Genomic DNA, 20,463 nt, shown 5'->3' with positions numbered 1-20,463 from the left:
GCGAATGTGATCCAGTTCACAAGTGGCGAAAATAAAGTTCCAATCGCGCTGGGGTCCGCTCAGCCCCGCGAACGCTTGCGCTCGCTGGCCTGGACGCGGTGCCGCGCCGGTTTCCTGCGGGTAACCGAGGGCGTTTCAGTCTCGGTGGCCCGGGCGCTGGCAAAGGACTGCCGCAAGTTATCGATGGACTCGTTCAGCGTCGCCACCTGCTCGGACAGGCGCTTGGTGTCGGCCTGCTGTGCTGCCATCAGTCGCTTCATGGTCTGGAGCTGGTCCTGCACGACCTGGAGCTGGTCGATCGATTCCTGCTGAGTCGCCTCCAGCCCCTTGGTCTTCTCGACCAGCTGCTCGGACACCTGTGCCGTGCGGGCTTGGAGCAGCCGCGATGCCACCACCCGGTCGGTTTCCGGTGCCGCGCCGGTATAGGCGCGCCAGACCGCAATCGAGGTCACGCCGGCGATGAGCAGGAGAAGTGCGGCGGCGGTCAGCGCGATCGGTTGGCCGCCGAGGCGAAGCAGGGGGGTGGACGGTGTGTCCTGTGCGAGATCGATCATCGCGAACAAAGCCCAAATTGAAACTTGGTGCGTGGCGAAGACCGGCAGGCCAGAGGCCACCGGGGCGTCCCGAAAGCCTTACGTTTCGGCAAGGAATGGGACCAAAAAGAGGCTAAGGGCGAAAAAACCAGCAATCAGGGGATCTTAGGGCCTCCGAAGGCCTCTCAGGGCACGGATCAGGGCTCAAACGGCGAAAACGGCCCGGAATAGGTCTTCGACCGAGGCGTCGCATAGGGGCCGAGTCGGGACGTCGTCAGTCCCAGCCGCACCACTGATTCCGCCAGCGTCACGGCGGCGGCGACGCCGTCGACGACTGGGAGGCCGTGCGTGGCGGCGAGTTCGCTGGCGAGATCGGCCATGCCGGCGCAGCCGAGCACGATCGCCTCCGCGCGGTCGTCGCGGATCGCGGCCGAGATCTCGGCGGAGATTTTGCCGATGGCATCGGCGTTGCGCTCCTCCAGCGCGAGCACGGGGACCTCGGCGGCGCGGACGCGGGCGCAGCGCTCGGCGAGGCCGTATTTCCGCAAGTTGTGTTCGATCGGCACGATGGAGACACCGAGGGTCGTCACCACGCCAAAACGCGCTGCGATCAGGCTCGCCATGTGGAAGCCGGCTTCGCCGATGCCGATTACCGGCGCCTTGGCGGCGGCGCGCGCGGCATCGAGGCCGGTGTCGTCGAAGCAGGCGATGATGTGCGCATCCGCGCCGTCGCGATCAGCCTCGCGGATGCAGCCGAGCATGCCGGGCACGGCGAAGGCCTCGTCGTAAAAACCCTCGATCGAGACCGGGCCCATCGCCGGCTGGCGCGCATCGATCGCGGTGCCGGGCAGGGCGACGTTGCGCGCCGCAGCGGCGATCTTCGCCGTCATCGTCGCAGTGGTATTGGGATTGACGACGTGAAGGCGCATCGGATCAGACAAGTCCCTTTCTCAGACAAGTCCCTTGCCGGCGTCCGAGCCCTTGGCCGCCTGCCGCGTGTTGAGCATGTGGATGGTGCCGAGCGCAAGCGTGATCACTGCGAACGATACCGCTGAGATCACCGTGCCGAGCGCATAGATGTCCGGTTTCGTCACGGTGGTGGTGAGGCCCTGGAGATCTAGCGGCAGCGTGTTCACCGGACCGATGGCCTGGCTGGAGCGGGCGAGCTCGTCCCAGGACAGCGTGAAGCCGAACAGGCCGATGCCGATCACCGACGGCAGGATGATCGGCAGCACGACATGACGGAACGTTTGCCACGGCGTCGCGCCGAGATCGCGCGCGGCTTCCTCCAGGCGCGGATCGAAGCGGTTGAAGATCGCGAACATGATCAATAGGCCGAACGGCAGCGTCCAGGTCAGGTGCGCACCTAAGCCCGAAGTGAGCAGGCCCATCGAGGTCTCGAAGTTCTCGCTCCAATGCGCCTTGATCAAGTCGTCGATGATGCGGAATTCCAGCGAGATGCCGAGCGAGGTGATGATCGAAGGCACGATCAGGCTCGCGATCGCCGAGTAGAACAGGATACTCTGCGCCCTGAACTTCCTGCGGAACGCCATGCCGGCCGCGACCGACAGCACGACTGTGACGGACATCACCACGAGGCCGAGCAGCAGCGAGCGGCGGAAAGCGGCGCCGAGATCAACGATGCCGGTGCCCTCGAACAATTTGACCAGCCAGAAGGTCGAAACGCCGTTCATCGGGAAGGTGAGGCCGCCCTGCGGTCCCTGGAACGACAGCACGTAGATCGCGATCATCGGGCCGTAAAGGAACAGCACATAGGCCGCGAAGAAGATCGCGAGCACGTAGAAAGAGCGCGGGCGTCCTTCCTTCATCGCCTAGAGCTCCTTCCGGATGTCGACGATGCGCGACATCATGGTGATGATCAGGAAGGTGATCGCGAGCAGGATCACGGCGTTGGCGGCGGCGGCGGGGAATTGCAGCGCGTTGAGCCGCGTCTCGATGATCTTGCCGGCGGCGGCGATCTGCTGGCCGCCCATCACGCCGATGGTGATGAAGTCGCCCATCACGATGGTGATGACGAAGATCGAGCCGATCACGATGCCGGGTTTTGCCAGCGGGATGATCACGTTGACGAGGGTCTGGAAGCCGCTCGCGCCGGCGTCATAGGCGGCCTCGATCAGCGACTTGTCGATGCGCACCATCGAATTGAAGATCGGCACCACCATGAAAAAGGTGAAAAGGTGGACCAGCGCCAGCACCACGGAGAATTCGGAGAACAGCAGCCATTCCAGCGGCTGGTTGATCAGTCCCGTCTTGATCAAGCCTGAATTCACCAAGCCGTTGCGACCGAGCAATGGAATCCAGGCGATCATGCGGATCACGTTGGAGGTCCAGAACGGGATCGTGCACAGCAGCGACAATCCCATCTGCCAGGTCTTTGACTTGACGTGGAAGGCGAGGAAGTAGGCGACCCAGAAACCGATGAAGAGCGTGATGGCCCAGACCATGAAGCAGAGCTTCAGCGTCTTCACGTAGGTCTTGCCGATGGTGCAGAGATCGGGGAGCTGCGCGACGCAGCCTTCGAACGTATCGGTGTAGCCGCGGCCGGAGAAGGCCGGCAGCAGCTGGTATTCGTTGTAGTCCCAGAACGAGACGATGACGACGAACACCAGCGGAATGAGGAAGAAGGCGAGAAACACCAGCATCATCGGCCCGGCCTGGAGCCAGGAGATGAAGGAGGGCGACAGGCGCGTCACTTTCGCGGCGCGCGCTGTGCCCGCCCCCGGGATCAAGCCCGGGGATGCCTGTTGTAGGACTTCTTCCGACATGTCCATTACGCCGCGATGAACTCATTCCATTTGCGGACCATGTAGTCGTTCTCGTCCATCACGGCGTTCCAGCAGGCGACGCCGCCCATGCGGTCCTCATAGGAGCCGCCGTCGCGCACGGCGCCGGCCTTCTCGAGCAGCGAGCCGTCGGGCGCCTTGATGTCCTTCTCGGCCGGCTTGCCTTCCATCCAGTACGCCCACTCGTAGGGCTCCATATGCGCCTTCGCGGTGGAGAGCACGGCCGAGTAGTAGCCCTGGCGGTTGAGATAGGCGCCGGCATAGCCGGACAGGAACCAGTTCACGAACTCATAGGCCCAGTCGAGCTTGGGACCCGAGACGCCCTTGGAGACGCAGAAGCCCGAGGCCCAGGAGCGGTAGCCTTCCTTGAGCGGCTGGAAAGTGCAGGCAATCCCCATCGAGCGCACCTTGGTCACCGCCGGCGACCACATCGACTGGATCACGGTCTCGCCCGATGCCATCAGGTTGACGCTCTCGTTGAAGTCTTTCCAGAAGGCGCGGAACTGTCCGGCCTTCTTGGCTTCGGTCATCACCTTCATGGTGAGGTCGATCTCTTCCTTGGTCATGTTGCCCTTGTCGGCATATTTGTACTTGCCGGAGGCCTCCACCACCATCGCGGCATCCATGATGCCGATCGAGGGGATGTTGAGGATCGAAGCCTTACCCTTGAATTCGGGATTGAGCAGCTCGGACCACGAGCTGATCGGCCGCTTGATCAGGTCGGGACGGATGCCGAGCGTGTCGGCGTTGTAGACGGTCGGGATCAGCGTCACGAATTCGGTCGCCGACGTCGCGAATTTCTTGGAGTCCTTGCCTTCGAGATAGAGCACCTTCCAGGGCGCGGTACCCTGGCCGCCGATCTTCTTGCCGCCGGGCGTCTCGCCCTTGGTGAAGACGGGCGTGATGTTGTCGAATTCCTTGATCTTCTTGGCGTCGAGGGCAAGGATGTTGCCCGACGGCACGATCTTCTTCAGCGAGAAATATTCGGTGTCCAGCACGTCGAAGGAGTTCGGCTGGGTCATCACGCGCTTGGTGACGTCGTCGGTGGTTGCGGTGATGTATTCGATCTTGATGCCGGTGTCCTTCAGGCACTGCTTGGAGATGTCATCGCCCTCGTTCACGGCGGTGCCGAGATAGCGCAGCACCTTCGCATCGGCCGACTTCACATAGGGGAAGCCGGTAATGGCGCCGGAGCCGGCGGCAAGGCCGGCGAGACCTGCGGTGCCCTTGAGCAGCGTGCGGCGGCTGACGCCCTTCGTCCTGGTGGTTTCGGTCATATCAGTCACTCCTCTGTTGCGCATTCCAGTGATCGATCGGCGCTATTGCAGGCGTTGCGCCTTGGCGGGATCCCAGGTGGCCAGCACGCGATCGCCCGGACGGAACGGATGGACGTCGAAGGTGGCTTCGGGAACGTGGGAGAACAGGGCGGTGCCGTCGTCGAGCGTGAGCGAGACGGCGATGTAGGAGCCCTGATACTCGGTCTGGGTCAGCAGCGCCGGCGCGCCGAAGGCGCCGTCGGCGAACGGGACGATGCCGAGTTGATCGGCGCGCACGGCGATGAGGTTGCCGGCGTCGCTGAGCACGTTGTGGCCGCCGATGAAGCGCGCCACGAATTCGGTGCGGGGATGGTGGAAGATGTCGCGCGCCGTGCCCTGCTGCTCGATCCGGCCGTGGTTCATCACCACGATGTGGTCGGCGAGCGCCATCGCCTCTTCCTGGCCATGGGTGACCTGGATGAAGCTGATGCCGAGCTCGCGCTGCAGCCGCTTCAGTTCGCCCCGCATCTTCACCCGCAGGAAGGGATCGAGCGCGGAGAGCGGCTCGTCGAGCAGCAGGATCTGCGGCTCGGTGATCAGCGCGCGGGCGAGTGCGACGCGCTGCTGCTGGCCGCCGGAGAGTTGCGCGGGCAGGCGGCCCGCATAGGGGCTCATCGCCACCAGTTCGAGCAATTCGCCGGCGCGCTTGTGGCGCGTCGGCCTGTCGACGCCGCGCATCTTCAGTGCGAAAGCGACGTTGTCGATGACGCTGAGATGCGGAAACAGCGCATACGACTGAAACATCATCGCCGTGCCGCGCTTGGCGGGCTCGAGATCGGTGACGTTCTGCGCGCCGAGGATGATGTCGCCCTCGCTGACCGCCTCATGACCCGCGATCATGCGCAATGTCGAAGTCTTGCCGCAGCCGGAGGGGCCGAGCAGGCAGCAATAGGTTCCGGCCGGGATCTTCAGGTTGACATTGTCGACCGCCAGCGTCGTGTCGTAGCGCTTGGTGACGGCAACCAGTTCGAGAGCGGCGGGAGTGGCCATGGCGTGTCCGACAGGGAGGGCGATGCTTCCCACCTCTCTCCGCAAGGTCCGTGCCAACGGCTCCCGGCCGGTCAATTTTTCAAAACTGTGCAGCGGAGTCAGATCGTTAGATCGAATCTGGCGTATCCGGGCTGCCTGCCGCCTGCGCAGTCATCTGCACACAAAACGGGCGAAGATTGTATAAAGTTTCGCCTGTGATTGGATACAGCTCGTCGACTAACATTCGCAGCCGAACGTTGTCGATCGAGCCTTACAACCATGGCCGCCAAGACCCGCCCGAAATCCGACGCGCCGGACGCGAGCGATCGCGTCAGCCGTATCCGGGAAGGCGTGACCGCGGCCATCCTCGAGCACCGCCTGTTGCCCGGCACGAAGCTTGGCGAGGACGAGATCGGCGACATCTACGGTGCCAGCCGTACCCTGGTCCGCACCGCGCTCCAGCAGCTCGCGCATGAAGGCATCGTCAATATCGAGAAGAACCGTGGCGCCTTCGTCGCGCGCCCGACACCCGCCGATGCCCGCGAAGTGTTCGAGGCGCGCCGCCTGATCGAGCCCACCATCGTCGATCACGCCATCGATGCGGCATCGCCGGCCTGGCTCGATCGCCTCCAGCAACATCTCGCTGAAGAGCGCGAGGCCGAGCTGCGTGGCGATGCGCGCGCCTCGGTCCGCCTCTCCGGCGAGTTTCACCGCCTGGTCGCCGAGATGAGTGGCCACAGCATCTATCTCGGCTTCCTCAAGGAGCTGATCGCGCGCTCCTCGCTCATCATCCTGCTCTACCGCCGCCACGACACGCCGACCTGCGGCACCGATCACCACGCCGGCATCGTCGCTGCCATCCGCAAGCGCGACAGAGAGGCGGCACGCGCGCAGATGCTGTCGCATCTGACCGAGATCGAGGCCGAGCTGTTTTTGAAGGATCCCGCCGCCGACGAGCTGCGGCTGGTCGATGTGCTCGGCGCCTGACCGGCACGGATCGCAAAGCCTGTAGGAGAAGTTGCGGCCGGACCTGCCGGACCGCATCAGCGGCTGAGCTCGCTCTCGGCGGCAAGCTGTCCGTCAGGCGTGATTTCGTATTCGCCGTCGTGCTTGGTCATCCATCCTGACCTGACCATCTCTCGTGCAAGTTGTATCGAGCAGATCGGATGATTGCCTCCTGGGTAATACAGCCTGTCATTCCGGACGAGCAGGTGTCCGTACAATTGAGCCTGACGTAACGCCCTGCGCATTCCGGGTGATGGATTTTTCATGTCGTTTCAAGCGCGAGCGCGATGAAGGTTCCTAATGAACGCGGTGTCTCAATGCGATTTCCGCTCGCCGGCCGCCGGGGAGGAACCCTGTTCCTGCCGCCTCGTTTTTTCTTTCGAGGAGTACTGTCATGAATGTACGGGACGAGCACACCCGATCGCTCTGGATGGATGTTTCGGTTGCCGACGCGCCGGCGCTATCCGGCACGGTGGGGACGGACGTTGTCGTTGTCGGTTCTGGAATTGCCGGGCTGTCGGTCGCCTATGAGCTTGCCAGCCATGGACGCTCGGTCGTGGTGCTGGACCGCGGCGGCATCGGCAGTGGGATGACGGCGCGCACCACCGCTCATCTGGCGACGGCGCTCGACGACGGCTACGACGAGTTGGTGAGGGTGCGCGGCCCTGACCGTGCGCGGCACTACTATCAGAGCGTCGCTGCCGCGATCGATCGCGCCGAGGTCATCCAGCTTGCCGAGCATATCGATTGCGATTTTCAACGCGTCGATGGCTACTGGGTGCTGGCGCCCGAAACGCTCGCGTCCGAGCTGGACGAGGAATTGGTTTGCTGTCGCAAGCTCGGAATTCCCGTCGAAAACCGGATCGAGCCAACCCCGTTCCATGCCGAGGGCCAGGTGCGTTCGCTGCGCTTTGCCCGGCAGGCGCGCCTGCACCCGACCAAATACCTCGCGGGTCTGGCGAGCGCACTCGAGCGCCGGGGGGCGCGGCTCTACGCCGACACCTGTGTTGAGAGCATCCGTCAACAGCATGGCGATATGGTCGTGACGACCGCCTTAGGCCACGAGGTCCACGCCGCCGACGTGGTGGTCGCGACGAACTCGCCCGTCAATCTGCAGGTGGCGATCCACACCAAACAGGCGCCTTACCGCACGTATGCACTTGCGGCGAAGATTGCGGCCGGCGCGCTGGAGGATGCGCTCTACTGGGATACGCTCGATCCCTATCATTATGTCCGACTCCAACCGTTCTCTTCCGACGAGGATATCGTGATCATCGGCGGCGAAGATCATAAATCGGGCGAAGCGAACGACGGCGTACAGCGCCTTGACGCGCTCGAGCGCTGGGCACGCGATCGCTTGACGGGTTTGCGCGAGGTCACTCATCGCTGGTCCGGCCAGGTGCTGGAGCCGGTCGATTTCACCGGCTTCATTGGCCGCAGCCCCGGCGAGGAGCATCTCTTCATCGTCAGCGGCGATTCCGGGCAGGGGATCACGAACGGGCTCGTCGCCGGCCTGTTGGTGACGGAGCTGATCACGACGGGCGCGAGCCCTTGGGAAGAGGTCTACGCTCCGTCACGGAAGATTCAGAAGAACATCGGCGAGTTCATCAGCGAGAACATCACGCCGCTGAAGAATTTTGCGGAATATCTTGCGGCGAGCGAGATGGCGAGCGTCGAACGGCTGCGGCCGGGCGAGGGGCGCCTGGTCCGCAGCGGCCTGAAGAAGATTGCCGCTTGCCGGGATCGCAACGGACGTCTGCATCTGCACTCGGCAAGCTGCACCCATCTCGGCTGCGTCGTGCACTGGAATGCGCTGGAGCAGTGCTGGGATTGTCCGTGTCACGGCTCACAATTCGCGCCCGACGGCACCGCACTCAATGGCCCCGCTGTGTCGCCGCTCGCGAGCGCGGAGAAGCCTGCCGATCTTGAAGCCGCGGAGTGAGCGGCAATCCCTCAAAAAGCTGCGGGCAGGCCTTTAAGGACCCCGCCGCTGAGCCGTGGCTCGCGGATGCGCTGAGTCCGTGCGAGCGCTGAGCGCCGCGATGCGACCGCTCAAATGTATTTCTTCTGACGGTCGGGAACCGGTTCTTTGCGCCGCGAATCAGAGGGAGTCGCATCCGGCGGAGGGCTTGTCGCAATCTCCGGCCTGTCATCGCGCGCGCGACTTCTAAGTGTCTCCAGAACCAGAAAGAATTTCTCGGCTAGCATGAACCAAGCTCGTTTGACGGGTTCATCTCGGTTTCGAAAACTGCGAGACCTCATCAATACGATCACTTACTGTACGCGGCGCCAACTTAATTCGTCACGGCGAGCCGAATTGTGACAGTCCTCGTCGATATTTGCGCTCGGAATGTCGCATGTGGACGATGATGCGTTGCGACGTAACCTGACTATTCCTCGCGGGGCTTGCCGGCTATATGCTCGCGCTCTGTCATCGAACTGTCATGTACCCCAAAATGCTGAAGTCAGACTCAACACCGGCCCGCAAGACTCCGGGCGCGCCGGATGGGAATCCTGCTCCGAAGGACAACAAGAGAACGCAAGTCGTCGCCGGCTTCCTCAGGCAGATTGAACCCGCCGGGCCAGGCGCAGAACCTCGGATCGAGGACGCCGTGAGTGATCAGACGTCATCGCAAGAGACGACGCCTGATCCGAAACCAGTTCCGTCAAGCGTTGGCGCGCGTCCGGCCGGTGAAATCGAACTCAAGCTTCTCGTCGATGCCGATCGCATGGCGCATTTCAACGCTGCGCCGGTCATCACGGCGAACGCGCGCAATAAGGGCACGCGCAAGCATCTCAAGTCCGTCTATTATGACACGCCCGAGCGCACGCTTCGGCGTGGCGGCCTGAGCTTGCGCGTACGCCAGAGCGGCGCGCGCTTCGTGCAGACCGTGAAGACCGACGCCGCGGACGATCCGCTGCGCCGCGGCGAATGGGAGGCGAGCGTGCCCTCGCTTGCGCCCGATCTCGCTCTGGCGATGCCTTTCATTCCGGAGAAGCTTCGCTGCCACCTCGAAGCACGGCCGCTCGAAGCCGTCTTTACCGCCGACGTCCATCGTCATGCGCGGATGCTCGATCTGCCGTCCGGCACGGTCGAAGTCGCCTTCGACCAGGGCGAGCTGACGGCCGGCGACGGTTCGCTGCCGGTGAGCGAGATCGAGCTGGAGCTCAAGAGCGGCAGCGCAAGCGCAATCTATGAGGTCGCGCTGCGGCTTGCGGAACACGGGGCGGTGAAGCCGTCCATCCGCACCAAGTCGGCGCGTGGCTTCGACCTTGCCGCCGGCAAGCCGCCCTCGGCACGGCGCCCGCGAAAACTTCGCCTCGATCCGTCGGTGACCCTTGACGAGGCCTTCGCGACGATCCTGCGCTCCTGCTTCCATCATCTGCTTCAGTCGCTGCCCGCCGCCGAGGACGGCCGCAATCCGGAAGGCGTCCATCAGCTTCGCGTTGCGCTGCGCCGGCTTCGATCGGCGCTGGACCTGATGCGATCGGTCGGCGCGCTCAGCAATCTCGATGCGCTACGGTCGGAGGCGCGCTGGCTGGCGCAGGATCTCTCCGCCGCGCGGGACTGGGATGTGTTCCAACTCGAGACCTTGCCGACAATCGCAAAAGCCTGTCCTTCGATCGCCGGCTTCGATGCGCTCGGCCGGGCCGCGGCCGAGCGTCAGGCTGACGCCTATCGCAAGGCGCATGATGCGCTCGCCGACCGCCGCTGCGCCGTGTTCCTGATCGGCCTCGGCGGCTGGATCGAGACACGGGGCTGGCGCAACGACGTCGCCGCCGAGGATCTCGGCCAACTCGCCGAGCCCGCCGTCAACTTTGCGCAGCGCATCTTGTCGGAGCAATATGCCAAGGTGCTCAAGCGCGGCCGCCGCTTCAAGTTGCTCACGATCGAAGAGCTGCATCGGGTGCGGCTCGCGACGAAGCGGCTGCGCTATCTCAGCGAGTTCCTGCTGCCGCTGTTTGCCGATCGGAAGTCTGCGAGAAAATTTGCCCGCAGGCTCGCCGGTTTGCAGGAGGAGCTCGGCGCCTTCAACGATATGGCAGTGACGGCATCGTTGCTGGATCGGCTCGATGCCGAGCCCGACAGCGCCATCGCCGCGGCGGCGATCGCCGGCTGGCAGGCGCGCGCGTCGGTTGGCGTGCAGCCCGCCTTGCAAAGCACGTGGCGCGATTTCACGGCCGCGCGGGTGCCGTGGTCTCGCCGGACCGCACAGGACTGATCGCGCCTTCGCAAAAAGTTGCGGCCAGGCTTTGGGGGAAGCCTGGCCGCGCGCGAACCGGTCTGGGACGGGGAGGGGTGGGGATGTGACCGGGTCGCGTAACTCGTTGTCTCGTTCCTAATCTCGCGCGCTGGCGGTGGAGACCGCCGGCTTGGTATCGCCGAGCGAGACCCAGACGTTGGGATCGCTCTGCGACTGGCGCTTGACGAAGCGGTAGCCGGTCTCCGTCCAGGCAACGACGCTCTCGTTCTGATTGTCGAGAACGAACTCGCCCTTGTCGGTCTTCACCGTCAGCACCGCGTGGCCTTCGCCCTTCTTGTCGCGCACGACCGTGATGAGCAGGGCCTCGCGCGGCCATCCGGCATCGATCAGCATCTTGCGCTTCAACAGCACGTAGTCTTCACAGTCGCCGTAACCGTCCGTCGGCAGCGACCACTTCTCGATCACGCCCCAGTGCTCCTGGTCGGTCAAAGGCTTCACGGTCTCGTTGACCCAGCGATTGACCTTGACGAGGTCGCGCCATGCAGCCTGCGACATCACGATGTCGCGTGCCTGCGTCGGCCCGCCCTGGCACTGAGCGGCGTTGTCCGCACAGAACTCGACCCAGCCGATCGGCGCACGCGTGGTGTCGCCGAGGCTCGCGTAGAGCAGACGGCCTTCGCCGGCCTGCGCTGTCGCGCTGATCCCGAAGAGCATGGCGGCCAGCGCCAGCCCTTTCCCCTGTCCCCTGAAGTCAAACATTGCGGCCCCCGTTTCTTGTTGGGACCACATTTCGCACGGAGCTTTTGAGTTGCCGCTAAGTCAGCCAAGTCAAGTCGAGACGAATGCAACTAAAAGGCGCGGCGAATTCGATCTATACTTGAATCGAATTCTCGTAAAATTTGAAATGACTGCAATTGATTCAAATTTTATCTGTTAACGCGCAAACGCTGGCGGAACCGTTGTTTGCACGCACGTGCAGCCCTTGCGTTAACTCGCGCAGAGCGGGTCGCAACGCACGAAAAAGGCGGCGTCCGCATCGCGGAGGCCGCCTTCGAGGCTGGAAATGCAGTGGTTTTGACGCCGTTGCGCTTTACCGCGCGGTAACGCTCTCTTCGAGTGTCTCGGCCGGCTGCTCGTGCATGAACTCGAGGGCGAAGCCGTCTTCGAGGTTTCGGACCACGCGGCCCTGGACCCGGCCGAGCAGAACCGTCGATTTCAGCGGCGGGCGGTTCTCCGCGGCAATCGCGGCGCCCGACAGCGACAGGTCGATGATGCGGCAGGTCATCTTGGTGCCGTCCTCGAGCGTCAGCACCGCGATCGGGTTGCGCGGTACGATACGGTCGTGACGGCGGTCCTCCGGCAGGTTGAGGATGTCGCGGTTGGCGAGCCAGGTCAGCTGTGCCGCGAGCTTGTCGCGCTTCCTCGGCGTTGCCCCGATCGTCATGGCAAAGCCATTGTCGATGATCCGGGTGATCTTGCCCTCGACCCGGCCGATATGGTCGAGATAGGCGACGACGCGGTCGCCGACATTGCCGATGCCGGGGGCCAGCAGCGCGAGGCCGCCCGGCGACATGTTGATCACCTGGCAGGGGAATTCACGGCGGTCCGGCAGCATGTAACGGCCGAGCAGGTGCACTTTCACCCGCTGGAAACGCCGACGCTCCTCGGCGGCCGGAAGAAATTTTCTGTTCGCTAACGCCATTTCCAACACCCGACCCCCCGCCCGGGCGGAGTCCGGCACGACCCTAAGGTGCATAGGGTTAATGCCGCGTTAGGATCGGGCGCGCCGGTAACGGACAGACACAATGCGCTCGAAAAGCCACATCAAGGGCGGGCAGGCGAGGCCCGCCGGGCGGGACCGGTCAAGCCGTTCGTAGGCGCCGCCGATATAGAAGACCCAGCAGCGCCAGCAGCACCACTGCCGAGAGCCCGAGCGACCAGTGAATGCCGATCGCGGCGCCCGACAGCCCGACGGTGAGGCCGCTGAAGGCCCGCATGCCGAGTCCGGCCATGTTGTAGAGACCGACGACGCGGCCGCGGATGTCGGACGGTGCGTTCAGCTGCACCAGCGCCTGCGCCATGGTGTTGAACGACAGCTCGAAGAAGCCCGCGCAGAACAACAGCACGATCGCGACCGGATAGATCCGCACGGAGGCGAAGCCGAAGAGCGCTACGCTCCAGAGCATCGCCAGCATGATTGCGGTGCGCGGCGTGCCCTTGAGACGTCCCCAGGATTCCAGCGCGATGCCGGCGAGCAGGGCACCGGCCGCATCAGCCGCGAGGAGCACGCTGTAGGAGACGCCGGGATCGCCATGGCCGAGATCGCCGGCAAAGCCCGGCATCTGGGCGTGATAGGCGTTGCCGATCATGAAAGAGGTGAGGCCGGCGAGCCACGTCATCGCTAACAGCACCGGCCGCGTGCCGATGGCGCGCATCGTCAGCACGATGTCGGCAAGGCCGCGCACCGCGAAACGCCGCACGGCGACGCTGTTGTCGCGCAGCGGCGCCCAAAACAGCCACAGCAGCATCGGCAGATAGAACAGCGTGTTGAAGATGATGCCGTGCGAAGTGCCGAGCGTGAGCATGATGATTCCGCCGACCGCGGGCCCGACCAGGATGCCGAGATAGCGCGCCATCGCGTTCAGCCGCACCGCGCTCGGAAGATCGGCCGGGCCGACGAGGTCGTAGAGCAGCAACTGGTTCGGCGTCTGCCACAACACGCCGGCGCAGCCGTGGATCACCAGCAGCAGCATCGCGTGCCACATCTGGATCGTATCGGTGAGGAAGAAGAAGCCCCATCCGGCCGAGGCGGTAATAAACAGCACCATGCCGCACTGGATGATGCGGCGCGGATCGAACCGGTCGGCAAGCCCGCCGACCGCGACCGAGAACAAGAGGAATGGCAGCCAGTGCGACAGCACGGCAAAGCCCGCCAGCGCCGGCGAATGGAATTTCTGGAACACCACCCAATAGCTGATCACGTGCTCGATATTGTCGGCCATCATCGCCAGCACGTAGGCGACGAACTGGACGCGGTAGGGCCCCGACTTCATGGCCGCGAACGAGCCGGACGCGACCATGGGATTTTGAGGGAGGGGGTTCAAGCGAGCACCAAGGTAGGATTTGGGCCGCCTTACACGGTCGGCGCCAATGGCTCAAGACACTTGGGTGTGTGAGTCATGAGCCCGTAGCCCGGATGGAGCGGACGCGTAATCCGGGGCCGCCGGTCCCGCATTCCGCTTCGCTGCATGCGGGCTACGACCCTGCTGCTAATCCAGCCGTTTGACGTAGACCGCATAAGGCACGCCAGAGATATCCGGCGCCTCGCGCACCTTCGCGAATCCCACCCGCAGATACATCGGCAGCGCGACCGTCATGATCGTCGTCGTATGCAGCGCGATGACCGGCGACTGGTCGCGCTCGGCGCGGCGAACGCATTCTTCCGTCAGTTGCCGGCCAATACCCTTGCCGCGCGCCGAGGGATCGACCACCAGCATGCGGATGATCGGCCAGGCCGGATCGAAGAACGCGGCCTTTGGCTGCCGTGGACCGATATAAGCCACGGCGCCGACGATCTCGCCACCGTCTTCAGCGACGCCGATCTCGCCTGTCCTGGAAAGCTCCGTTATCTTCGCGACATTGGCCATAAACGTTGGCCAATCGGAATAATCCTGCTCGAATTGCGCGAAGGCGGCGAGAGCGACGCGTCTGACCGCGTCCGCATCCGCTGGCTGATAGTCACGTAGCATCGGCGGTTATGCTTCGTGGCCCGGATGGAGCGAAAAGTGTAATCCGGGACCGCCGGTCCCGCATTCCGCTTTGCTCCATGCGGGCTACGAGACCGCACCTTGGCACCAGCCCGCATCTCACATACGCTTCGCTTCAGCCCGCACCAATCAATCATAACAGACGGGCATCGAGGAAACAGCCATGGAATCCATCCGCGTCTGCACCCATGCAGGGCCGGGCAGCGAGCCCGTCATCCGCACCGTGCCGTGGCCGAAGGTCGGCCGTAAGGCGGCGCTGATCAAGGTTGGCGCCTGCGGGGTCTGCGGTACCGATTTGCATATTCTCAAAGGACATTGGCCGAAGCCGCTGCCCTGGCCGTTCACGCTCGGCCACGAGCTCGGCGGCATCATCGTCGAATGCGGCGACGAGTTCACTGAGGACTTCATGAGCAAGCCGCTTGCAGTCGGCTCGAAGGTGATGATCCCGCCGCTGATGCCTTGCGGACGCTGCTATTACTGCATCCACTATCCGCAGACAGCCAACAAGTGCCTGACGCCGGTCTATTACGGCCGCTATCTCGGCTTCGACAAAGCGCCTCACATGTGGGGTGGCTGGGCCGAATATGTATATGTCGATCTCGACATGCTGCCGGGCACCAAGATCTACAAGCTGCCCGACGACATGTCGCTGCGGCTGGGCGCGCTGTCCGAGCCGCTGACCTCCTGCATCCGGGCGTTCAACCGCGCCAGCCGCGCCGGCGGTTTCAGCTGGGGCGACACGGTGGTGATCCAAGGCTCGGGTCCGATCGGCATTCTGGCGGTCGCGGCCGCGCAGGAGATGGGGGCAGGGCGGGTGATCTGCGTCGGCGCGCCGGAGGAGCCACGGCTCAAGCTCGCGCGCGAATTCGGCGCGGGGGCGACGGTCAACATCGAGGAGATCAAATCGCCGCAGGATCGCATCGCGCGCGTGCGCGAGATCGTCGGCGGCTTTGGCGCCGATCTCGTGATGGATTGTTCGGGACACCCTTCAGCCGGCCCTGAAGGCATCGAGATGCTGCGCGACGGCGGCACCTATGTCGAGATGGGCCAGTTCACCGACGCCGGCTCGATCGAGACCTCCTGGCACCGGATCTGCACCCAGGACCTCAACGTGCTCGGCTCCTGGGGTTTTACCGGCAACGATCTGCCGCTCGGCGTCGACATGCTTTACCGGACGGCGGGCAAATATCCCTGGCTGAAGATGCAGACGATCTATCCGTTCACGGAAGCGGGCGTCGCGCAGGCGGTCAAGGACGCAATGGCGATGAAGACGGTGAAGTCGACCATCGTGCCGTGGCCGGAGCTGGTGGAGTAGGTCATGTCCTCCGTCCCCATGATCTCGCCGCGTTCCTGGTCGAAGCCAAGCGGCGCACCTATGCCGGGCTGGATGACGATGCGACCATCGCCGTCCCGCTGCTCGCGGGCTCCAAACAGCTCGATCACCGCGCGCCGCCTTATGCCTATCGCGATATCTATTTCGGCATGGGCTTTTTCGTTGGGCAGGAGACCGTGTCGCGCGACGATCGCATCATCTGGTCGATGAGCTACAGCGGCGGCGCCCGTGCGGAGATCAGGGATCGGGATACTTTCCTCGCGATCTACAAATTCCTGCGCCAGGCGCTGCTCGCCGTAAACGCGGACGAGTTCGAACATGCCGGCATGGTCTACCGCAACGCGGTCGAAGGCGCACTGGATCGCTTCCACGGTGCCGAGACGATTGCGCGGGATGACGGCGCGCCGCTTTATGAGCTGCGCTATGGTGGTGGGCTGCTGAGATAAAGTCTCGCAAACTTCGCAAGATATTGTAGCCCGGATGAGCGAAGCGATATCCGGGGTGCTTGTGGATGGAGTTGCCCCGCATTCCGCTTCGCTCCATGCGGGCTACGAGTCGGGGTTGGAATGAAGGACGAGATGACAAGCGATCAAACAACCGAACCAACCCCGCGCCCTCGCTCACCCTTCAGCGCCATCCGCGCGATCGACTACACCGTCGTCTTCGTGCGCGACATGGCGGCGATGCGGCGCTTCTATGAAGACGTCCTTGCCTTTCCGCTGCTGCGTGAGCTCTCGTCGAACTGGATCGAGTATGGCCTCGGCAGCAATACGCTGGCGCTGGCAAGGCCGAGCCGGACCGCGGCCGATGCGCCGACGCCGACGGGTAGCGCTTCACTGCAACTGGCCTTCAAGGTGTCGGCAAGTGAAGTCGATGCGTGCGCCGATGAACTCGTGCGGGAGGGCGTGGCGCTGCTGTCGCCGCCGACGAACCAGGCGTTCGGTCATCGCACGCTGTTCTTCCGCGACCCCGACGGAAATCTGCTGGAGGTCTATGCGGAGATCTGAACAGCTCAAAAAGTTCCATCGGGAATCCGCGAACTCTTCACGCCGCGGTGAAACTTAGGCCCAAGTTCCGGATTTCAGTTCACGGGAGAGGTGCCGTGAAGCGAATTCTGAAACCCGTCACTTACGTCCTGGCCGCCGTCTACTTCCTTGTGGACGCGGTCTTCATGGCCGTGGCGCGGCCCATCGCGCTCTGGCTTGGGCGGCACTTCCAATTCGAGCGATTGCGGGCCTGGATCAGGTCGCTGCCGCCTTATCCTTCGCTGGCCTTGTTTTCCGTGCCAGTCATCATTCTGGAGCCGATCAAGCCCCTGGCCGCCTACCTTGCCGCAACTGGCGAGGTCCTCAGCGGCGCGGCGACGTTGATCGTCGGTGAACTGCTCAAGCTCGTGCTGGTCGAGCGCCTGTTCCATCTCACGCGGGACAAGCTGATGCGGATTCCGGCATTCGCTTGGACATACGGGAAGTTCACTGAGGTGAAGGCGTGGCTGCAGGCGACCGAAGCCTGGCGCGCCATCCGCGCCTTGAGCTTTGCAGCGAGAGACAGTGTTGCGAAGTTGGTCGGGAGCTTTAGCAAGCTGGCGACCTCCAGGGATTAAATCCGAGCCAGGCGCCCCTTCGAACGACAGGGAAATCGTCGGTGTCGTGCTTGTGCACGCACTAGAGCATTATCGGTTCTGATTGAATCAGAACCGAAGCTCTAGATTGTTGTTTTGACGCGTTTTCTTCACGCGAACCGGTACCCACTTCGCTCGAAAACGCTCTAGCCGCGGCCGAGCTCGCTCTCCTTCACCACTGTCGCACCCACCACCTTCGTGCCTTCCAGCTCGCGCACGATTCGTTCGTCGGGGCCGACAATTCCAAGATCGAACTCGCGATCCGGCGTGACCAGGATCATGCGCTGGCCGATGATCACGACCACCGTCATGTCGTTGGTCTCGCCTTCGACCGCCCATGCATGGATGTCTCCGGCATAGGGCGCCTTGCGCCAGGCGTTGGGAGAGCCCGGGTCGCATCGGATTTCGACGCCGTCCTCCGACGTCGTCACGATGAGCTTCGAGCGGCTCGGCTTCCAGCACTCGTCGAGGAGATCATTGACGAGCCACAGGCAGGCGAAGTCTTCGCATTCGGTGGGCCGCGCAGCGTAGATCGCGCAGCCGCGGCCGGGCTGACAATGCGAGCACCAGGCATTAACCGGCTTGGCCAGCGCCTCGATGGCCATCACCTTGCAGCAAAGCGTGCAATCGCCGCAGCTGCGTTTGGCGGAGGACGTCACGCGGTCATTCCCTTTGGATCCGGTTGTGTTTCAGCTTAGTGGAGGTGGCTGCAAAAATCCGCTGCAACCTTCAGGCGCGGTTCTCATTGCAAAGCCATGCATCACAGGCATGGTGATTTCTGAGCGCTTGGCGTAAAGAGCGCCCAGATCAAATCCAGCGTGCGCCGTTTGCCGCGCATGCAGCTCAGGTCCGCCGGTCCACCGTTTGCGCGCCTGAATCAACCAAGGTTCTCCATTTCGTGTCTTTTCCGGCCCTGACCCCGCCGCTCGCCCGAGCTTTGGCCGAGCGGAACTATGATTCCCCGACTCCCGTTCAGCTCGCCGTGCTCACGGACGAAGCCTCCAGCCGCGACCTCTTGGTTTCAGCCCAGACCGGCTCCGGCAAGACCCTGGCTTATGGCCTTGCCATGGCCAAGGGCTTGCTGGGCGAGGCCGAGCGGTTCGAGCACGCCGGCGCGCCGCTCGCCCTGATCGTGGCGCCGACCCGCGAGCTCGCCTTGCAAGTTCAGCGCGAGCTGGCCTGGCTGTATGGGCATGCCGGCGGGCGTGTCGTCTCCTGTGTCGGCGGCATGGATCCGCGGCGCGAGCAGCGCGAGCTGGCGGCCGGCGCGCACATCGTCGTCGGCACGCCCGGGCGGCTCTGCGATCATTTGCGTCGCGGCCGCCTCGACATCTCCGAATTGAAGGTGGTCGTGCTCGACGAGGCCGACGAGATGCTCAATCTCGGCTTTCGCGAGGACATGGAATTCATCCTCGAGACCACGCCTGAGGCGCGCCGTACCCTGCTGTTCTCGGCGACGTTTCCGCGCGGCATCGTCGCGCTGGCCAGGCAATATCAGCGCGACGCGTTCCGGATCGAGGTTGCCGGCGACGAAGGCGGCCACGCCGATATCGAGTATCGCGCGATCCGGATCGCGTCTGCCGACGTCGAGCACGCGGTCGTCAACGTGCTGCGCTTCTACGAGGCGCCGAGCGCGCTGGTGTTTTGCAGCACGCGCGATGCCGTCAGGCATTTGCAGGCAGCGCTGCTGGAGCGCGGCTTCTCCGTGGTCGCTCTGTCGGGCGAATTGACCCAGAACGAGCGCACCATGGCGCTGCAGTCGCTCCGGGACGGACGCTCCCGCGTTTGCGTCGCGACCGACGTCGCCGCCCGCGGCATCGATTTGCCGAGCCTCGACCTCGTCATCCATGCCGATCTGCCCAATGACGCCGAGGTCATGCAGCATCGCTCCGGCCGCACCGGGCGTGCGGGACGAAAGGGCACGAGCGTTCTCCTGGTGCCGCCGGCACGACGCCGGCGCGCGGAATTGCTGCTCAATCTCTCGGGCATCGAGGCGGCCTGGGGCATGGCGCCGCAGGCGGAGGACATCCGCAAGCTCGATCACGCGCGCATGAAGGACGTGTTGTTCACCGAGGACACCACCGCCGACGATCTGGTGCTGGCGCAGGCATTGCTGGCCGAGCGCTCGCCCGAAGACATCGCCGCTGCGCTCGCGCGGCTCTATCGGGCACGGCTGCCGTCGCCCGAAGATATCATCGATCCCGGCGAGCGCAGCGGCAGGCCGCGCGACGATCGCGGTCGTGACAGGTTTGAAGGCGAAGGCGGCGGCGATCGTCCCGGCAAGCCGCGACCGAAATCCGGGAAGTCATCGTCGAAACACGGCATGGCGGAGGCCAGCGTCTGGTTCCGTGCCGCCATCGGCCGGCGCAAGAATGCGGAGGCGCGCTGGCTGCTGCCGATGATCTGCCGCCGCGGCGGCATCGACAAGCGCGACATCGGCGCCATCAAGATCATGGACACCACCACCGAGTTCGAGATTTCCGAGCGGGTCGCGGATTCCTTCGCCGCCAAGATCAAGCGCCCGGACAAGGAAGACAGCATCCGCATCGAGCCGATGGCGGACACAGTGCCGCGGCAGGCGGCTTCGGAGCAGCGGTCATATGCGCATCGCCGTGAGGCCGCTGACGATGATCACCGTGAGCGTCAGAGCGATCGCGCGCGCGAGGCAGGTGCATTCAAGCCGCGCGGCAAGTCTCACGGCGAGCGTGGCCCGAAATTCGGCGAGGCTGCTTCTTTCGGGAAGAAAAAGAAGCATAAGAACAAACAGGGCCACGCGGAGCCTTCGGTCACGCCGTGGCCGGTGAAGGGCGCGCCGGGAAAGAAGGCGAGGAAGAAACGGCGAGGTTGAGCGGCCGCCGTTCAGCGCAGACGGCAATGATGCCGCCGGATTGCACCGGCGACATCATCTGA

Annotated in this window: 19 protein-coding genes; 8 read left to right on the top strand and 11 right to left on the bottom strand. The window is 64.0% G+C overall.

Features of this window, described 5'->3' with window-relative positions; translation table 11 throughout:
- Positions 1-59: 59 nt before the first annotated feature.
- The 6 genes from BLV07_RS22025 to BLV07_RS22000 form a co-directional block, all read right to left on the bottom strand.
- Complete coding sequence (locus BLV07_RS22025) at positions 60-554, bottom strand: hypothetical protein (RefSeq protein WP_091889517.1); 495 nt, start codon at positions 552-554, stop codon at positions 60-62.
- A 176-nt stretch (positions 555-730) separates the two neighbouring features.
- Entirely contained in the window at positions 731-1,462 is a 732-nt protein-coding gene (locus BLV07_RS22020; protein ID WP_091889449.1) for an aspartate/glutamate racemase family protein, read from the bottom strand.
- Positions 1,463-1,483: 21 nt separating this feature from the next.
- Entirely contained in the window at positions 1,484-2,362 is an 879-nt protein-coding gene (locus BLV07_RS22015) for an ABC transporter permease (RefSeq protein ID WP_091889447.1), read from the bottom strand.
- Between the two features lie 3 nt (positions 2,363-2,365).
- Positions 2,366-3,325, bottom strand: a complete 960-nt coding sequence (locus tag BLV07_RS22010; RefSeq protein WP_091889445.1) for an ABC transporter permease — start codon at positions 3,323-3,325, stop codon at positions 2,366-2,368.
- Positions 3,325-4,614, bottom strand: a complete 1,290-nt coding sequence (locus tag BLV07_RS22005; protein ID WP_164939483.1) for an ABC transporter substrate-binding protein — start codon at positions 4,612-4,614, stop codon at positions 3,325-3,327. The genes BLV07_RS22010 and BLV07_RS22005 overlap by 1 nt, the downstream gene beginning before the upstream one ends.
- A 42-nt stretch (positions 4,615-4,656) precedes the next feature.
- Complete coding sequence (locus BLV07_RS22000) at positions 4,657-5,643, bottom strand: ABC transporter ATP-binding protein (RefSeq protein WP_091889441.1); 987 nt, start codon at positions 5,641-5,643, stop codon at positions 4,657-4,659.
- Between the two features lie 258 nt (positions 5,644-5,901).
- On the opposite strand from BLV07_RS22000, the gene BLV07_RS21995 reads away from it, so the two are divergent.
- From BLV07_RS21995 to BLV07_RS21980, 3 genes are all read left to right on the top strand, one after another.
- Positions 5,902-6,609, top strand: coding sequence for a GntR family transcriptional regulator (locus BLV07_RS21995; RefSeq protein ID WP_091889439.1), 708 nt, complete (start codon positions 5,902-5,904; stop codon positions 6,607-6,609).
- 412 nt (positions 6,610-7,021) lie between these two features.
- The gene (locus BLV07_RS21985; RefSeq protein WP_176945684.1) at positions 7,022-8,569 is read left to right on the top strand and encodes an FAD-dependent oxidoreductase; all 1,548 of its coding nucleotides are present in this window, start codon (positions 7,022-7,024) and stop codon (positions 8,567-8,569) included.
- 514 nt (positions 8,570-9,083) lie between these two features.
- A complete protein-coding gene (locus BLV07_RS21980; RefSeq protein WP_091889433.1) occupies positions 9,084-10,850 on the top strand; it encodes a CYTH and CHAD domain-containing protein in 1,767 nt (588 codons plus the stop codon).
- A 117-nt stretch (positions 10,851-10,967) separates the two neighbouring features.
- On the opposite strand, the gene BLV07_RS21975 is transcribed toward BLV07_RS21980, so the two are convergent.
- The 4 genes from BLV07_RS21975 to BLV07_RS21960 all read right to left on the bottom strand — a co-directional run bounded on the left by BLV07_RS21975 (position 10,968) and on the right by BLV07_RS21960 (position 14,581).
- On the bottom strand, positions 10,968-11,591 hold the full coding sequence (locus BLV07_RS21975) for a transglutaminase-like cysteine peptidase (RefSeq protein ID WP_164934798.1): 624 nt from the start codon (positions 11,589-11,591) through the stop codon (positions 10,968-10,970).
- Between the two features lie 331 nt (positions 11,592-11,922).
- On the bottom strand, positions 11,923-12,534 hold the full coding sequence (locus tag BLV07_RS21970) for a PilZ domain-containing protein (RefSeq protein WP_091889429.1): 612 nt from the start codon (positions 12,532-12,534) through the stop codon (positions 11,923-11,925).
- A gap of 160 nt (positions 12,535-12,694) precedes the next feature.
- Positions 12,695-13,912: an MFS transporter gene (locus BLV07_RS21965; protein WP_091889427.1), complete on the bottom strand. Its 1,218-nt coding sequence runs from the start codon at positions 13,910-13,912 to the stop codon at positions 12,695-12,697.
- Positions 13,913-14,101: 189 nt separating this feature from the next.
- A complete protein-coding gene (locus BLV07_RS21960; protein ID WP_091889425.1) occupies positions 14,102-14,581 on the bottom strand; it encodes a GNAT family N-acetyltransferase in 480 nt (159 codons plus the stop codon).
- Positions 14,582-14,762: 181 nt separating this feature from the next.
- On the opposite strand from BLV07_RS21960, the gene BLV07_RS21955 reads away from it, so the two are divergent.
- The 4 genes from BLV07_RS21955 to BLV07_RS21940 all read left to right on the top strand — a co-directional run bounded on the left by BLV07_RS21955 (position 14,763) and on the right by BLV07_RS21940 (position 17,535).
- Positions 14,763-15,914, top strand: a complete 1,152-nt coding sequence (locus BLV07_RS21955; RefSeq protein ID WP_091889423.1) for a zinc-binding dehydrogenase — start codon at positions 14,763-14,765, stop codon at positions 15,912-15,914.
- Positions 15,893-16,378, top strand: coding sequence for a DUF5680 domain-containing protein (locus tag BLV07_RS21950; protein WP_091889421.1), 486 nt, complete (start codon positions 15,893-15,895; stop codon positions 16,376-16,378). The genes BLV07_RS21955 and BLV07_RS21950 overlap by 22 nt, the downstream gene beginning before the upstream one ends.
- Before the next feature lie 120 nt (positions 16,379-16,498).
- Entirely contained in the window at positions 16,499-16,939 is a 441-nt protein-coding gene (locus BLV07_RS21945; protein ID WP_210187812.1) for a VOC family protein, read from the top strand.
- A gap of 95 nt (positions 16,940-17,034) precedes the next feature.
- On the top strand, positions 17,035-17,535 hold the full coding sequence (locus tag BLV07_RS21940) for a hypothetical protein (RefSeq protein WP_091889419.1): 501 nt from the start codon (positions 17,035-17,037) through the stop codon (positions 17,533-17,535).
- Between the two features lie 164 nt (positions 17,536-17,699).
- On the opposite strand, the gene BLV07_RS21935 is transcribed toward BLV07_RS21940, so the two are convergent.
- Positions 17,700-18,212 carry a hypothetical protein gene (locus tag BLV07_RS21935; RefSeq protein ID WP_091889417.1) on the bottom strand — a complete coding sequence of 171 codons (513 nt, stop codon included), beginning with the start codon at positions 18,210-18,212 and terminating at the stop codon, positions 17,700-17,702.
- Positions 18,213-18,451: 239 nt separating this feature from the next.
- Between BLV07_RS21935 and BLV07_RS21930 the strand changes: the two genes are divergently transcribed.
- Positions 18,452-20,401, top strand: coding sequence for a DEAD/DEAH box helicase (locus BLV07_RS21930; protein ID WP_091889415.1), 1,950 nt, complete (start codon positions 18,452-18,454; stop codon positions 20,399-20,401).
- Positions 20,402-20,463: the final 62 nt, after the last annotated feature.

Origin of the sequence: Bradyrhizobium sp. Rc2d (assembly GCF_900099855.1) — a bacterium.
Classification (GTDB): domain Bacteria; phylum Pseudomonadota; class Alphaproteobacteria; order Rhizobiales; family Xanthobacteraceae; genus Bradyrhizobium.
This window is presented reverse-complemented; position numbering and strand designations above follow the sequence as displayed.